This is a genomic window from Mycobacterium sp. GA-0227b (assembly GCF_001499855.1).
In the GTDB taxonomy this organism is placed as follows: Bacteria; Actinomycetota; Actinomycetes; order Mycobacteriales; family Mycobacteriaceae; genus Mycobacterium.
Map to the genome: position 1 here is coordinate 369106 of NZ_LQIK01000029.1, position 15247 is coordinate 384352.

13 protein-coding genes are annotated in these 15247 nt (G+C 66.3%); 11 read left to right on the top strand and 2 right to left on the bottom strand.

Features of this window, described 5'->3' with window-relative positions; translation table 11 throughout:
- Positions 1-35: 35 nt before the first annotated feature.
- Both ctaD and serB read left to right on the top strand, forming a co-directional pair.
- Positions 36-1766, top strand: coding sequence for an aa3-type cytochrome oxidase subunit I (gene ctaD / locus AU185_RS17585; RefSeq protein WP_059101121.1), 1731 nt, complete (start codon positions 36-38; stop codon positions 1764-1766).
- Between the two features lie 25 nt (positions 1767-1791).
- Positions 1792-3027: a phosphoserine phosphatase SerB gene (serB, locus tag AU185_RS17590; protein WP_059101120.1), complete on the top strand. Its 1236-nt coding sequence runs from the start codon at positions 1792-1794 to the stop codon at positions 3025-3027.
- Positions 3028-3124: 97 nt separating this feature from the next.
- On the opposite strand, the gene yczR is transcribed toward serB, so the two are convergent.
- Complete coding sequence (yczR, locus tag AU185_RS17595) at positions 3125-4567, bottom strand: MocR-like transcription factor YczR (RefSeq protein WP_059100823.1); 1443 nt, start codon at positions 4565-4567, stop codon at positions 3125-3127.
- Positions 4568-4631: 64 nt separating this feature from the next.
- On the opposite strand from yczR, the gene AU185_RS25375 reads away from it, so the two are divergent.
- The 7 genes from AU185_RS25375 (at position 4632) to AU185_RS17625 (ending at position 10153) form a co-directional block, all read left to right on the top strand.
- Positions 4632-4787: a hypothetical protein gene (locus AU185_RS25375; RefSeq protein WP_172800323.1), complete on the top strand. Its 156-nt coding sequence runs from the start codon at positions 4632-4634 to the stop codon at positions 4785-4787.
- Positions 4788-4879: 92 nt separating this feature from the next.
- A complete protein-coding gene (locus tag AU185_RS17600) occupies positions 4880-5722 on the top strand; it encodes an ABC transporter ATP-binding protein (RefSeq protein ID WP_059100822.1) in 843 nt (280 codons plus the stop codon).
- Positions 5719-6564, top strand: coding sequence for an NUDIX hydrolase (locus AU185_RS17605; protein WP_059100821.1), 846 nt, complete (start codon positions 5719-5721; stop codon positions 6562-6564). Before AU185_RS17600 ends, AU185_RS17605 begins: the two co-directional genes overlap by 4 nt.
- Entirely contained in the window at positions 6561-7208 is a 648-nt protein-coding gene (locus AU185_RS17610) for an enoyl-CoA hydratase (protein ID WP_059100820.1), read from the top strand. Before AU185_RS17605 ends, AU185_RS17610 begins: the two co-directional genes overlap by 4 nt.
- 11 nt (positions 7209-7219) lie before the next feature.
- Positions 7220-8230, top strand: coding sequence for a class I SAM-dependent methyltransferase (locus AU185_RS17615; protein ID WP_059100819.1), 1011 nt, complete (start codon positions 7220-7222; stop codon positions 8228-8230).
- Between the two features lie 2 nt (positions 8231-8232).
- The gene (locus tag AU185_RS17620) at positions 8233-9396 is read left to right on the top strand and encodes a class I SAM-dependent methyltransferase (RefSeq protein WP_059100818.1); all 1164 of its coding nucleotides are present in this window, start codon (positions 8233-8235) and stop codon (positions 9394-9396) included.
- Positions 9397-9460: 64 nt separating this feature from the next.
- On the top strand, positions 9461-10153 hold the full coding sequence (locus AU185_RS17625) for an esterase (RefSeq protein WP_059100817.1): 693 nt from the start codon (positions 9461-9463) through the stop codon (positions 10151-10153).
- On the opposite strand, the gene AU185_RS17630 is transcribed toward AU185_RS17625, so the two are convergent.
- Complete coding sequence (locus AU185_RS17630) at positions 10150-11466, bottom strand: outer membrane protein assembly factor BamB family protein (protein ID WP_059100816.1); 1317 nt, start codon at positions 11464-11466, stop codon at positions 10150-10152. The two genes, AU185_RS17625 and AU185_RS17630, sit on opposite strands and share 4 nt — an antisense overlap.
- An 82-nt stretch (positions 11467-11548) precedes the next feature.
- On the opposite strand from AU185_RS17630, the gene AU185_RS17635 reads away from it, so the two are divergent.
- The gene (locus tag AU185_RS17635) at positions 11549-12286 is read left to right on the top strand and encodes an acyltransferase (RefSeq protein ID WP_059100815.1); all 738 of its coding nucleotides are present in this window, start codon (positions 11549-11551) and stop codon (positions 12284-12286) included.
- 841 nt (positions 12287-13127) lie between these two features.
- Positions 13128-15167: a SidA/IucD/PvdA family monooxygenase gene (locus AU185_RS17640; RefSeq protein ID WP_059100814.1), complete on the top strand. Its 2040-nt coding sequence runs from the start codon at positions 13128-13130 to the stop codon at positions 15165-15167.
- Positions 15168-15247: the final 80 nt, after the last annotated feature.

Here is a 15247-nt window from a genome sequence, read left to right on the forward strand (position 1 = left end):
CGGGGATGTCCCGACCTGGATGTATGGAGGACCTGTTGGTAGCCGAAGCGCCCCCAATCGGAGAACTCGAGGCACGGCGTCCGTTCCCGGCGCGACTCGGCCCCAAGGGCAACCTGGTCTACAAGCTCATCACCACCACCGATCACAAGCTGATCGGCATCATGTACTGCGTCGCCTGCTTCATCTTCTTCTTCATCGGCGGGCTGATGGCGCTGTTCATGCGCACCGAGCTGGCGATGCCGGGCCTGCAGTTCCTGTCGAACGAACAGTTCAACCAGCTGTTCACCATGCACGGCACGGTGATGCTGCTGTTCTACGCGACGCCGATCGTGTTCGGGTTCGCCAACCTCGTGCTGCCGCTGCAGATCGGTGCCCCCGACGTGGCGTTCCCGCGACTCAACGCCCTTTCCTTCTGGCTGTTCGTCTTCGGGGCCCTGATCGCCATCTCCGGATTCATCACCCCGGGCGGTGCGGCTGACTTCGGCTGGACGGCGTACGCGCCGCTGAGCAACGCCATCCACTCACCCGGCGCCGGCGGAGACCTGTGGATCCTGGGCCTGGCCATCTCGGGTCTGGGCACCATCCTCGGCGGGGTCAACATGATCACCACCGTGGTGTGCATGCGCGCCCCCGGCATGACGATGTTCCGGATGCCGGTGTTCACCTGGAACATTCTGGTGACGTCGATCCTGGTGCTGCTGGCCTTCCCGCTGCTGACGGCGGCGCTGTTCGGCCTGGCCGCCGACCGCCATCTCGGCGCGCACATCTACGACCCGGCCAACGGTGGCGTGCTGCTGTATCAGCACCTGTTCTGGTACTTCGGCCACCCCGAGGTGTACATCATTGCGTTGCCCTTCTTCGGGATCGTCAGCGAGATCTTCCCGGTCTTCAGCCGCAAGCCGATCTTCGGCTACACCACGCTGATCTACGCGACCATTTCGATCGCCGCACTGTCCATCGCGGTGTGGGCGCATCACATGTATGCCACCGGCGCGGTGCTGCTGCCCTTCTTCTCGTTCATGACGTTCTTGATCGCGGTGCCGACCGGCATCAAGTTCTTCAACTGGATCGGCACGATGTGGAAGGGCCAGTTGACGTTCGAGACGCCGATGTTGTTCTCTGTCGGCTTCCTGCTGACGTTCCTGCTCGGTGGCCTGTCGGGCGTGCTGCTGGCCAGCCCACCGCTGGACTTCCACGTCACCGACAGCTACTTCGTCATCGCGCACTTCCACTACGTGCTGTTCGGCACCATCGTGTTCGCCACCTACGCGGGCATCTACTTCTGGTTCCCGAAGATGACCGGCCGGCTGCTCGACGAACGACTGGGCAAGCTGCACTTCTGGTTGACCTTCATCGGTTTCCACACCACGTTCCTGGTGCAGCACTGGGTCGGTGACGAGGGCATGCCGCGCCGCTACGCGGACTACCTGCCCACCGACGGGTTCACCACGCTCAACGTCGTGTCGACCATCGGCGCGTTCATCCTCGGCATCTCGACGCTGCCGTTCGTCTGGAACATCTTCAAGAGTTGGCGGTACGGCGAGCCGGTCACCGTCGACGATCCGTGGGGTTACGGCAACTCGCTGGAGTGGGCGACCTCGTGTCCGCCGCCGCGGCACAACTTCACCGAGCTGCCCCGAATCCGTTCGGAGCGCCCTGCTTTCGAATTGCACTACCCGCACATGGTGGAACGAATGCGCGCCGAAGCCCACGTGGGGCGCAGTCACGATCACTCGGACTCGCGGCCCGTCGACCAATCGAGCTGACGATCGGCCGCGAACGGGGGTGAGCATGCCGTCGCGCGCGCGCTCGTCGCTGTTGATCACGGTGACGGGCCGAGACCGACCAGGTGTCACGTCGGCCCTGTTCGAGGTGTTGTCGCGGCATCAGGTCGAGTTGCTCAACGTCGAGCAGGTCGTGATCCGCGGGCGGCTGACACTGGGCGTGCTGGTCGCCGGCCCCGCCGAGGTGGCCGGCGGTGCCGAGCTGCGCGATGCGGTGACGACGGCGATCCACGACGTCGGGCTGGACGTCACGATCGAGCGCAGTGACGCCGAACCCGTCCTACGCGAACCCTCCACACACACCATCGTCGTGCTCGGCCGTCCCATCACGGCCGAGGCATTCGGTGTGGTCGCCCGTGAGCTTGCCAGGCTGAAGGTCAACATCGACTTCATCCGCGGCGTATCCGATTACCCGGTGACGGGATTGGAGCTGCGCGTGTCGGTGTCCGGCCAAGCGGTCTACGAAGAGCTTCAGCAGGCGCTGGCACAGGTCGCGGTCACCGAGGAAATCGACATCGCGCTCGAGGACTACAGCCTGACGCGACGGGCCAAGCGACTCATCGTATTCGACGTCGACTCGACCCTGATCCAGGGCGAGGTGATCGAGATGTTGGCCGCTCGCGTCGGCGCGGAGGCCGCCGTCGCCGAGGTCACCGAAGCCGCCATGCGTGGCGAACTCGACTTCGCCGAATCGCTGCACCGGCGAGTGGCGACGCTGGCGGACCTGCCCGCGACGGTGCTCGACGACGTCGCCGAACAGATCGAGTTGACCCCCGGAGCCCGGACCACGGTGCGCACACTGCGGCGGTTGGGATATCACTGCGGCATCGTGTCGGGCGGCTTCCGTCAGGTCATCGAACCGCTCGCACACGAGCTGATGATGGATTTCGTCGCGGCCAACGAACTCGAGATCATCGACGGCAAGCTGACCGGGCGGGTCATCGGGCCCGTCATCGACCGGGCCGGAAAAGCCAAGGCGCTCCGCGATTTCGCCCAACAAGCCGGCGTGCCGATGGAGCAGACGGTGGCCGTCGGCGACGGCGCCAACGACATCGACATGCTCGCCGCCGCGGGTCTCGGTGTGGCCTTCAACGCCAAGCCGGCGTTGCGGGAGGTCGCCGACACCTCGCTGAGCCATCCGTACCTGGACACCGTCCTGTTCATCCTCGGTATCACCCGCGGCGAGATCGAGGCCGCCGACGCCCTCGACGGACTGGTGCGCCGGGTCGACATCCCGGACTGACATCTCGCGCGAGCGACCGCAAAATGCCAACTTTTCGCGGCGTGTCACGTGCAGACACGGTCGTCCCCAGCTTGCGCGTGGGCCCACGCGGCGGTTACTAGACCACCACGGTCGTCGGCTCCGGGGCGGACAGCCCGGTGACGCTGTGCCAGGACCGCGCCAGCAGTTCCACCGCCTCACTCAATTGCTCTTCGGGCAGCGCGTACGGCACTCGGACGAACCGCTCGAGCGTGCCGTCCACCCCGAACCGCGGCCCGGCGGGCAGGTCGAGGCCGAGCCGGGAGGCGGCGGCCGACAGCGCGGTGCTCATCGGCGCGGGTAGCCGCACCCACAACGACATGCCACCCGCTCCCGGGCCGGGTTGCCAGTCGGGCAGGTGCTGGCTCAGCAGCTTCTGCAGATGGGCGCGACGGCTGCGCAGGATTGCGCGTCGCTCCGGCAGCACATCGTCGTGTCGAGCGAGAAGCCTTGCGGCAGCGCATTGTTCGAGTACCGCCGTACCCATGTCGACCGACGGCCGGAGCGCGGCAAGGGTGGCGATCGTCGCGCGCTCCGCGCGGATCCAGCCGACCCGCAGCCCACCCCAGAACGACTTCGACATCGAACCGACGGTGAGCACCAGATCACGACGCGAAGCCATCTCGGCCGCGATCGGCCCCGGCACCGGCTCGTCCAGCCACATGTCGAGGATGGTCTCGTCGATGACCGTGCGGGTGCGGGTCTCGGCGATGATGCGCGCCAACCGTTTCCGGTCCGCCGCGGGCATGGTCAACCCGGTGGGGTTCTGGTTGTCCGGAATCAGATACGCCAGGCTCGGCGACAACTGCTGCAGCGCGCTCTGCAACGCGTCGAGGTCCCAGCCGGTTTCGGTCATCGCGACGGGGACCGGCCGTGCTCCGGCGGTCATCATCGACGACAGCGCACCGTGATAGGTGGGCTGCTCGACGAGCACGCGATCGCCCGGTTGAACATAGGTGGTCAGGATCAGCCCGATGGCGTGCAGCGCGCCCGTCGTCACCATGATCTCGTCCGGTTCGGTCAAAAGACCGCGCTCGCAGTATCTTTCGGCGATAGCCTGGCGCAGCGCGGTGACGCCGACGAGTTCGTGTCCCGGCGCGTGCAGATACGGCGTGACGTCGTGGGTGGCCTCGGCGAACGCCTCCATCACCGCGGCGGCGGGGGCGGACAGCGCCGCGGCGGCCAAGCTCACCGCCGGCGGGGTGGGCTCGGCGCGCGCCGCCGGTGCGACGGGTAACGCGGTCGTGCTGCGCGCTCCGCGACGGGCGATGAGGTAGCCGTCCTCGCGCAGTTGCGTATAGGCGCCGGTGACGGTCGTGCGCGATACCCGCAGCACGTCGGCGAGCGCGCGTTCGCTGGGCAGTCGCGCACCCACGGGCACGCGTCCGTCGACGATGAGCAATCGGATCGCATCGGCCAAACCCCGATAGGCCGGACCGCTCCGACTGGAGGTCCGCCAGTTACCCAGCTCGCGTACCAAGAGGTCCACATCGAGCGCACGTGCCGGGATTTCGACGGTCATTACAGGCCAGTATGGACGAACTGGCTATTGAAGAGCAAGCCAGTCACCGCGGACGATGGGGGCCATGAGGACAAACTGGATCTCTCGGATGAGCCGGCGTCTCGCGAGGCACTTCACCTGGCACCCGCCGATCGCGTACACCGACTACCAGGACCGCGACGCCGAGCGGATGGCCCGTGAACTCGAGTTGATCCGGTTGCGCTTCCCGCACCATGCGTAGCGGGGTTTCGTCGTGCAGGCGGTCGGCTTGGGTGCGCGAACACCCGCCGGGCGAGCACGAGCGCACCGTAATCGCCTGACTACGATGAGCGGGTGCCCGCCACCGAAGGAGATGCAGCCGACCCCGATGTGCTGATCGACTTCGCCAAGGTGTCGCTGCGGCGCGGCGGTCAGGTCCTGGTCGGGCCGATCACCTGGGCGGTCGAACTCGACGAACGCTGGGTGGTGATCGGTCCCAACGGCGCCGGTAAGACATCGCTGCTGCGCATCGCCGCCGCCCTGGAATATCCGTCGTCGGGGACGGCGTACGTGCTCGGCGAGCGACTCGGCCGCACCGACATGACCGAATTGCGGGCCCGTGTCGGGCTCAGCAGTTCGGCGCTCTCGCAGCGGGTGCCCGACGGCGAGGTGGTGCGCGATCTGGTGGTCTCCGCCGGCTACGCGGTGCTGGGCCGGTGGCGCGAGCAGTACGACGACACCGACTACGAGCAGGCGATCGACATGCTCGAGAGTGTCGGCGCCGAACACCTGGCCGAACGCACGTACGGCACCTTGTCCGAAGGGGAGCGCAAGCGGGTGCTGATCGCGCGGTCGATGATGACCGACCCCGAACTGCTGTTGCTCGACGAACCCGCCGCTGGACTGGACCTCGGCGGGCGCGAGGAACTACTGGCCCGACTCGAGGACCTGGCGGCCGACCCGGACTCGCCGGCGATGGTGCTGGTGACCCACCACGTCGAGGAGATCCCGCGCGGCTTCTCCCACGGGCTGATCCTGTCCGAGGGCAAGGTCGTGGACTCGGGCCTGCTACCGGACGTGTTGACCGCCGAGAACCTGTCCAAGGCGTTCGGCCAGGCGATCACACTCGAGATCGTGGAGGGCCGGTACTTCGCGCGGCGGGCCAGAAGCCGGGCCGCACACAGGAGGCGAGCATGACAGACCAACCGGCCGACGAACCACTGACGCCGCGGCCTGCCGCGACCGTGATGCTGATTCGCGACAAGCACCCGGGGCTTGAAGTGTTCCTGATGCGGCGGCACTCGGCGATGGATTTCGTGGCCGGGGTGATGGTGTTTCCCGGCGGCGGTGTCGACGACCGCGACCGCAACGCCGACATCGCCTGGTTCGGTCCCGAACCTGCCTGGTGGGCAACGCGTTTCGGCGTCGAGACGGATCTGGCGCAGGCGTTGGTGTGCGCGGCGGCGCGCGAGACGTTCGAGGAGTCAGGGGTGTTGTTCGCCGGCGCGGCCGACGACCCCGACGTGCTCGTCGACGACGCCTCGGTCTACCGCGAGGCGCGGGCCGACCTGGTGAATCGGTCGTTGTCGTTCGCCGACTTCCTGCGCCGCGAGAACCTGGTGCTGCGCGCCGATCTGCTTCGGCCGTGGGCGAACTGGGTGACGCCCAAGGAGGAACGCACCCGCCGCTACGACACCTACTTTTTCGTCGGCACGCTGCCGGAGGGGCAACGCGCCGACGGGGAGAACACCGAGACCGACAGGGCCGACTGGATCACCCCACATGAAGCGCTCGAGGACTTCGCCGACGGCCGGACTTTCCTGCTGCCGCCCACGTGGACCCAACTCGACTCGCTCGACGGCCGCACGGTTGCCGAAGTGCTCGCAGTGGAACGCCAGATCGTCTCCGTGACACCTCATCTGGCGGCGAACAAGGACACCGGCAACTGGGAGATCGAGTTCTTCAACAGCGACCGGTACAACGCCGCCCGTAACCGTCGCGCGCCGCAGGGCTACGAATCCGATACGCGCCAGGCATGAGCGAGTTCGTCTCCGTCCACACCAGCGATGCGCAACCCGGCATCGCCACGCTGTTGCTGTCGCGGCCGCCGACCAACGCGCTCACCCGCCAGGTGTACCGCGAGCTGGCCGGCGCCGCCCACAGCGTCGGGTGCCGCGACGACGTCCACGCCGTGATCGTCTTCGGCGGCCACGAGATCTTCTCCGCCGGCGACGACGTGCCCGAACTGCGCACGCTGAACGCCGACGAAGCCGCCGCGGCCGCACGGGGCTGCCGTGATGCGGTCGACGCGCTGGCCGCGGTCCCCAAGCCCACGGTCGCCGCCATCACGGGCTACGCCCTGGGCGGCGGGCTGGCGCTGGCGCTCGGCGCCGACTGGCGAATCTCGGGCGACAACGTCAAGTTTGGAGTGACCGAGATCCTGGCCGGGCTCGTGCCGGCGGGCGGCACGTCGCGGTTGGCCCGCGCCGTCGGCCTGAGCAAGGCCAAGGACCTGGTGTTCAGCGGCCGGTTCGTCGACGCCAAGGAGGCGTTCGCGTTGGGTCTGATCGACCAGATGGTGGCGCCCGACGGCGTGTACGACGCGGCGCTGGCCTGGGCGCGGCGGTTCGTCGAGCATCCGCCGCGGGTACTGGCTGCCGCCAAGGCCACCTTCGACAATTAGGCTGCCCTGTTATGAGCTTTGAGGAAATCGACACTGTCCCTGATGTCGCCGACTCCGCGGCTCCGGTCCCCAATCCGCATGCCACCGCGGAACAGGTGGAGGCGGCCCGTCACGACTCGAAGCTCGCCCAGGTGCTCTACCACGACTGGGAAGCGGAGAGCTACGACGAGAAGTGGTCGATCTCCTACGACAAGCGGTGTGTGGACTACGCCCGCGACCTGTTCGACGCGACTGTCCCCTTCGATGAGCAGCGCAAGCTGCCCTATGACCGGGCGTTGGAGCTGGGCTGCGGCAGCGGGTTCTTCCTGCTGAACCTGATCCAGGCCGGGGTCGCGCGGCGCGGATCGGTCACCGACCTGTCGCCGGGGATGGTCAAGGTGGCCGTGCGCAACGGCGAGAACCTCGGCCTCGAGGTCGATGGCCGCGTCGCCGACGCCGAGGGCATCCCGTACGAGGACGACACCTTCGACCTGGTGGTCGGCCACGCGGTGCTGCACCACATCCCCGACGTCGAACTGTCGCTGCGGGAAGTGGTGCGGGTGCTCAAGCCAGGGGGCCGATTCATCTTCGCCGGCGAGCCGACGAACGCGGGCGAGAGCTACGCGCGTCCGCTGTCGACGCTGACGTGGCGGGCGGTGACGAATGTGACGAGGCTGCCGGGGCTGTCGGGTTGGCGCCGCCCGCAGGCCGAGCTCGACGAGTCGTCACGCGCGGCCGCGTTGGAGGCGATCGTCGACTTGCACACGTTCTCACCAGCCGACCTGGAACGCATGGCAGGCAATGCAGGCGCCGTCGACGTGTCCACCGCCACCACCGAGTTCACCGCGGCGATGCTCGGCTGGCCGCTGCGCACCTTCGAGGCCGCGGTGCCGCCGGACCGATTGGGCTGGGGCTGGGCGAAATTCGCGTTCAACAGCTGGATTGCGTTGTCCTGGGTGGACCACAACATCTGGCGTCAGGTGGTCCCGAAGGGCTGGTTCTACAACGTCATGGTGACGGGGGTCAAGCCGCCCGCGAAGTGACTGTGGCGTTCGGCGTCGAGGACGTCGGCTATCTGCGCAGCGAGGCCGGTGTCGCCGCTCTTCGGGAGATCGCCGCGCTGCGGCTGACGAGTGCGACGCTGATCTCCGACATCGCCTCGGCGCGGGCCCGTTTCGGTGAGCGCGCCGCGATACTGGTCGAGACCACGGTGCTGCGCAGGAAGGCGAAGGCGAAACTCTCTCGCCCCGACGACTGGCTGTTCACCGACGAGGCGCTGCAGCAGGCCACCGCCGAACCGGTCGCCCGTCACCGCGCGCGACGGCTGGCCGGTTTGCGGGTGCACGATGCGACCTGCTCGATCGGCACCGAGCTTGCGGCGCTGCGTGATTCGGCCGCACTCGTGGTCGGCAGCGACATCGATCCGGTCCGTCTCGCGATGGCTCGCAACAACGTCGCCGACGTGGATGTCTGCCGCGCCGACGCGCTGCGTCCGGTGACGCGGGACGCCGTCATCGTGCTCGACCCCGCCCGACGCAGCGGCGGACGACGCCGGTTCGACCCCCGGGACTACACACCCCCGCTCGACGAGCTTCTCGAGGCGTACCGCGGTCGCGACCTCGCCGTCAAGTGTGCTCCCGGAATCGATTTCGACGCGGTGACCGGGCTGGGGTTCGACGGCGAGATCGAAGTCACCTCGGCGGCGGGCAGTGTGCGTGAGGCGTGCCTGTGGTCGGCGGGGCTGGCGGAATCGGGCGTGCGGCGCCGAGCCACGGTGTTGGACACCGGCGAACAGGTCACCGACGGCGAACCCGACGAGTGCGCGGTGTCGCCGGCCGGGCGGTGGATCGTCGACCCGGACGGCGCAATCGTGCGCGCCGGTCTGGTGCGGCATTACGCGGCGCGCCACGGTCTGTGGCAACTAGACCGCGACATCGCCTACCTGTCGGGGAACGGGTTGCCGCACGGGGTGCGGGGCTTCGAAGTGCTCGAAGAGATACCGTTCGGCGAACGACGGCTGCGCCAGGCACTTTCGGCACGCGATGTCGGGGCGGTCGAGATCCTCGTCCGCGGTGTCGAGGTGGACCCCGACGCGCTGCGCCCGAGACTTCGCCTGCGTGGCACACAGCAAGCTTCGGTGGTCATCGCCCGCATCGGGGCCGGGGGAACAAGTAGGGCAACGGCATTCATTTGCCGTTCGTCCCGCTGACCGCACACGTATTGTGGCGGTGATGCCGGTATCCAGACCGGTGCCGGCTGCAAGGACGTCGACAATGCGCATTCTCAGGTGGACTGCCCCGTTCGCGGTCGCCGCTGTCGTGGGCGTCTTCGCCGCTCCGGCTGCGAGCGCGCAAACCGGGTGCGCCGACCTCCATGGCATCGTCGGGCCGGACCAGATATGCCGGGTGCACGTCGAGACCCCGACGTACACCGTCGATTTGAGTTATCCGAACGACTACCCCGACCAAGCGCCTCTGGTCGACTATCTGAAGAAGACCCGCGACGGGTTCGTCAACGTCGCCCAGGACCCAGACGCCTACAACCTGCCCTACGAACTCGACGCCGAAGGCATCGGCTATCGGTCGGGGCCGCCGGTCGCGGGCACCCGCAGCGTGGTCTTCACCGTCTGGCAGAACGTCGGCGGGGTGCGCCCGCAGACCTTCTACCAGGCGTTCAACTGGGACGTCGCCAAGAGTGCGCCAATCACCTTCGACACCCTGTTCAAGCCGGGCACCAAGCCGTTGGAGGTCATCTATCCCGAGATCGACCGGTACCTACAGAGGCAGGGCATGATCGAACCGGTGCCGCCCGGCGACGGCATGGATCCCGCTAACTACCAGAACTTTGCGTTGACCGACGATTCGCTGATCTTCTTCTTCAGCCAGGGTGAACTGTTCCCCGAATCCTCCGGTCCGGTTCAGGCGAACGTGCCGCGCGCCGCGGTGGCACCGCTGCTCGCGCTTTAATCGGGCGCGAAGCCGTACACCACACCATCACTGGTGGCGGTCACGACGCGGCGGTCGTTCCCCACGGAGACGCCGACCGGCCAGCCGGTCGCCCTCGGCAGCGGATAGGTGTTGAGTGTGCGGCCGTCGGCGGGATCGAACACCAGCAGCGCTTGGCCGGCGTCGTCTCCGGCGCCCTCGCGCGTGACGGTGTAGGCGACGTCGGGGCCGGCCTGGCTCGATGTCGTCAGCGGCGCGACGTCATCGCGGGTCCAGAGCACCTCGCCGCGGTCGCCGTCGTCTCGGATCCCGACCAACTTTGCGCCCGGGCCCCCGCCCGCGACGATGAGCCCGTCGGGTGAGACCGACGGCGGCGTCTGCGCGAGGTAGTCGAGCCGAACCGACCACTTGGCTTTTCCGTCTGCGGCGTTCAGTGCCCACAGCTGCTCGTCGCGGCCGTTGACGTACACCGTCGACCCGTCGGCCGAGAACACCGGGCTGGCCAGGGGCCCGCCGCCGACGGCGTCGCTGGTCCACTCCCGGGTGAGCATCGGCGTCTGGCCCGGTTGGTACCGCAACCCGACGACGATGGGCTTGTCGGCGTTGGGCTCCCAAAGGCCGAGCACGACGGTCCCGCTCGCGGCCGCGAAGGCCGGCGCGGCGGCCACCGGACAGCGGGGCCGGGCGAGGCGGCAGTCGGCGAGCCCGCGCTCGGGGTCCTTGGGATCGACACCGGCGACCAGGTCCACCGGACTGCCCACCACGGTGCCCCGGTGGGCGTCGAAGACCAGCACCTGCCCCAGATGCGTCACGACCAGCAGGTGACCCGGGTTGAGGATGCGGGCGGTGGTCGGCATCCCGATGACCGGTTGGCGCCAGCGGATCCACTGCGTCGGCGGGAACGACAGCATCGCGCCCGGCTGTCCGATGTAGAGGTTGTCGAACCCGTCCCAGAGAGGACTGGAGAGCGGGGCGCCGGGTCCCGGACCCTGCACGAGCCGGGTGCACCAGCGCTGCCGAGCGTTCTTGTCGGCCTCCCACACCATCAACGAGCAACCGGCGGACGTCTGCGCGTTGACGGCCAGGTAGCTGCCCGATGCGAGCGCGACCTCGGCCGCGAGACTGCCCTTGACCGAGCGGGTCCACTCCAGGCGCAGCGTGTCGGCGCCCGCCCGCGGTTGGTAGCTGCTGTTGCCGGCGTCGCGGTACTGGGCCGCCCAGCCGTCGGCGGCCTTCGCCTCGACCCAGGAGTCGGTGCTTTGACACCCTGCCAATGTGGCCGTGATCAGCGCTGTCAGTGCCAGCACAGGCAGCACGGTCAATCGCCGGAACACTCGATCCTTTCCCGTTTCCTCGTCTTGGGCCCACGTGAGGGTAACCGTTCGGGGTGGGATCGCTCGCGTAGGCTTTCCGGCCATGACGACGATGTGGGGCGCGCCGTTACACAAGCGCTGGCGCGGGTCGCGGCTGCGCGACCCGAGACAGGCGAAGTTCCTCACGCTGGCCTCGCTGAAGTGGGTGGTGGCCAACCGCGCGTACACGCCGTGGTATCTGGTGCGGTACTGGCGGTTGCTGAAGTTCAAGCTGCGCAATCCGCACATCATCACCCGCGGCATGGTGTTCCTCGGTAAGGGTGTGGAGATCGAGGCGACGCCGGAGTTGTCGACGATGGAGATCGGCCGCTGGGTGCACATCGGCGACAAGAACACGATTCGTTGCCATGAGGGTTCGCTGCGGTTCGGCGACAAGGTCGTGCTCGGCCGCGACAACGTGATCAACACCTACCTCGACATCGAGTTGGGCGATTCGGTGTTGATGGCCGACTGGTGCTACATCTGCGACTTCGACCACCGGATGGACGACATCAACGTGCCGATCAAGGACCAGGGCATCGTCAAGGGCCCGGTGCGGATCGGGCCCGACACGTGGGTCGGGGTAAAGGTGACCGTGCTGCGCAACACCACGATCGGGCGTGGGTGCGTGCTGGGGTCGCACGCCGTCGTGCGAGGCGACGTCCCCGATTACTCGATCGCGGTCGGCGCTCCGGCGAAGGTGGTCAAGAACCGCCAACACGCGTGGGAGACATCGGCTGCGCAGCGCGCGGAACTTGCGGCGGCTCTGGCCGATATCGAACGCAAGAAGGCCTCCCGCTAGCGGTTCCTCTTCTGCGCGTGGGCATGTACGCCAGTTGTGCGTGGGCGCACCGCGAGTGTCCTGGCCGCACACGACACGCCGCCGAAAATCGACGCTTTGCCACGCTCGGAGGTGCTCACGAGGGGCCCCCGGACGCGCCAAAGTCGTCCGAACGAGATTTCGCCCGCCAACGGATCATTGCTATAGGCGGTAATTGACGATGCCGGCAGCACATTCAAATTGCCGAACCACGGGATATTGTCCGTTCGGTCAAATAGTTTTCTGTTACTGCGGCGCTAATTTTTTATTGCAGGGATATTTCGTGCGCCGCCGGCCCTGGCTTGACGCCTCGCCGAGGGCACGCCAGGTGGCGTGACGGACCGGTAGTCGTCGAGGCTGCACCCGTGGCTGAACAGTTGGGCGCGGGAACGTTATTCGAGGTAGATGTCGCGCTCGAACAGTGTCCGTCGCGCCGGAATGACCGGGCCGGTGTAAGGCGCCGCGGCGCTCGCAAGCGGACGACTTGAACGCTGTGCTCATACTTCGCTGGGCAATCACCAGATTTTGCCGAAATAGTTGCTACAGATTTCGGAGGGCGAGTTACGATGACCTCGACTCTGTCGTGCGGGGAACTACGGGAGGACGGTAACCTGCGGATATACAAGGCAGCGAGGTGGGGCGGCTTGGCTGCAGCGACTGTCGCAGTCGGGTAACACGATTCCCTCGATCCCCGTTATGGCTACAGGTGTCAAGTTTGCGGGAGTGGGTTCCGATCGTGCGTGCGCACGAGCCCACGGGCGAGCCGGGTAGTCCTGGGCGGAGGGCCGGATGACAGTGGGGGAGGAACGACAACATGACATCTATGCCGCCCGGTGAGGGCCACGATTCCGACCTCGATTTCATCGGTATCGGCTTCGGCCCATCCAATCTGGCACTAGCCGTAGCGGCCGACGAAATCGTACCGGACCGGAAGGGCCTGTTTTTCGAACGTAGCGGAACCTTCCAATGGCATCCAGGAATGCTGCTCGACGGCACGAAAATGCAGATTTCATTCCTGAAAGATCTGGCGACACTTCGCAATCCAGCAAGCCGCTACACATTTCTTCAGTATGCTAAAGCCAGAGGTCGCCTGGAACAATTCGTCAATCTCCACGAATTCCACCCGAGCCGGCTCGAGTACAATGACTATCTTCGCTGGGTAGCCGAATTCTTCACTGACAGAGTCTGCTACAACACAATCGTCACCGCCGTGGTCCCCGTTGGCCATTCCCCATCATCGAACGGGCACCTTACGCGGTTCAGAGTCCATGTACGTGACATGGCTACGGGCGCAGAGTCCTGCTTCTTCACCGCGAACGTCATTTTTGGCGGCGGCGGCGTTCCGCGTCTTCTCGGCGCGCGTGCGGATGCGTCGGCGGTGCTCCACTCAAGTGCATTTTTGCCGAACTTCACGAACCGATTCAACGAATCACAAAAGCCGTACCGATTCGCGGTTATCGGCAACGGCCAAAGCGCAGCAGAAATTGTCGATTATCTGTTGAACCATTACCCCGGAGCGACTATCCACCTGTTCATTTCTGACTGTACCCTTCGCGCCACCGATCATTCTCCGTTCATCAATGAACACTTCTTCTCGACGAGCGCGGCGGATTTCTACAATCATCCGCCAGCACAACGAGTTGCGCTGCGCAGCGCACTACGCTCGACCAATTATGGCGTCGTCGACGCGGATCTGCTGCAGAAGCTATACCAAATCACCTACCTCGACGAGGTGAAGGGATGTCGCCGGCTACTCCTGCATCGTGAGTCACGGCTCTCGCAAATCGAAGAAATCGACGACCAAGTCGTCGCCAGCTTCGAAGACCGCTTCAGCGGCGATTCCAGTGAGTTCCACTTCGACGGTGCCGTCCTTGCCACTGGTTACGAGCGTGTGCTGGACGCCGAGGTGTTTCGCCATGTTCTGCCGCATGTCTTGTGGGATGAATCCGGCGCGATCTCGCTGACTCGGAGCTGTCGAGTCAACACCGTGCCCGCGGTGACCGCCAGGCTGTTCCTGCAGGGGTACGGCGAAGCGTGGTTCGGAATCGGCGATACCCTGTTGTCGCTGTTGCCGTTCCGAGCTCAGGCCATCGCGCAAGAGATCGGAAATGCGCCAAGCGGCGCCCCGATACGCCGCAAGCAACGCGTCCATGGCGAGTATCCACCTAAGCGATATCTGGAGACCGATCCGGACCGCTTGCACGACGTGATCAATCGATACCGGTTCGCCACACTTGTCTCTGCCAGCGGGGTAGACGAGCCGGTTGTCACGCAACTTCCCTTGACCCTCGATACATCGCGCGGGTCATTGGGGGTTCTGTTCGGCCACATGGACTTTGCAAACCCGCACACCGAGCTTCTCGACGGGCGACGCGTCCTCGTTTTGTTCCATGGACCAAACGGATACATCTCTCCGCACGTGTACGAATCCGCGCAACTGCCCACGTGGAACTCCATCACTGTGGAGGTTCGTGGGCGTGCACGGATCCTGCGCGACAAGGACGCCGTCGTCAACGGTCTGCGCGGTATCGCCGCCGCAGCGGACCCAACGCCGGGCGGCTTCCGGCTGACGCGCGAAGCGGCCAGCGATCAGCGCCTCTTTCCACTACTCGTCGGTTTCGAGATCGACATCGACGATATGAGAGGACGATTCAAGCTTTCCCAGGAACGCGACGACAGGGATCGCTGGCACGCAGCTCATGCCCTCGCCAATGGTGTAGAGCAGGACGACCGCGACCTCATTTCCTCGATCGTCGGGCTGCCACTCGATGTCGATGAAGAGCCGAAACCGCAACAGCAGGCGCAAATTCACCAATATGGCAACGCGCCGGCGGACACCGCGTATCGACGAGTTGATGGGTAATCCGGTGCAGCCCAACCCTTTCGATGACGACAGTGGCAGCGTCGTCGTTTTGGTTGACGCGGCTTCGCGTGAGAAGTGGG

Excerpts from the sequence above, each read along its gene's own strand:
- yczR (WP_059100823.1), bottom strand. The coding sequence starts at position 4,567 with ATGACCGTCGAAATCCCGGCACGTGCGCTCGATGTGGACCTCTTGGTA.
- AU185_RS17610 (WP_059100820.1), top strand. The coding sequence starts at position 6,561 with ATGAGCGAGTTCGTCTCCGTCCACACCAGCGATGCGCAACCCGGCATC.
- AU185_RS17605 (WP_059100821.1), top strand. The coding sequence starts at position 5,719 with ATGACAGACCAACCGGCCGACGAACCACTGACGCCGCGGCCTGCCGCG.
- AU185_RS25375 (WP_172800323.1), top strand. The coding sequence starts at position 4,632 with ATGAGGACAAACTGGATCTCTCGGATGAGCCGGCGTCTCGCGAGGCAC.
- AU185_RS17640 (WP_059100814.1), top strand. The coding sequence starts at position 13,128 with ATGCCGCCCGGTGAGGGCCACGATTCCGACCTCGATTTCATCGGTATC.
- AU185_RS17625 (WP_059100817.1), top strand. The coding sequence starts at position 9,461 with ATGCGCATTCTCAGGTGGACTGCCCCGTTCGCGGTCGCCGCTGTCGTG.
- AU185_RS17635 (WP_059100815.1), top strand. The coding sequence starts at position 11,549 with ATGACGACGATGTGGGGCGCGCCGTTACACAAGCGCTGGCGCGGGTCG.
- serB (WP_059101120.1), top strand. The coding sequence starts at position 1,792 with ATGCCGTCGCGCGCGCGCTCGTCGCTGTTGATCACGGTGACGGGCCGA.
- AU185_RS17615 (WP_059100819.1), top strand. The coding sequence starts at position 7,220 with ATGAGCTTTGAGGAAATCGACACTGTCCCTGATGTCGCCGACTCCGCG.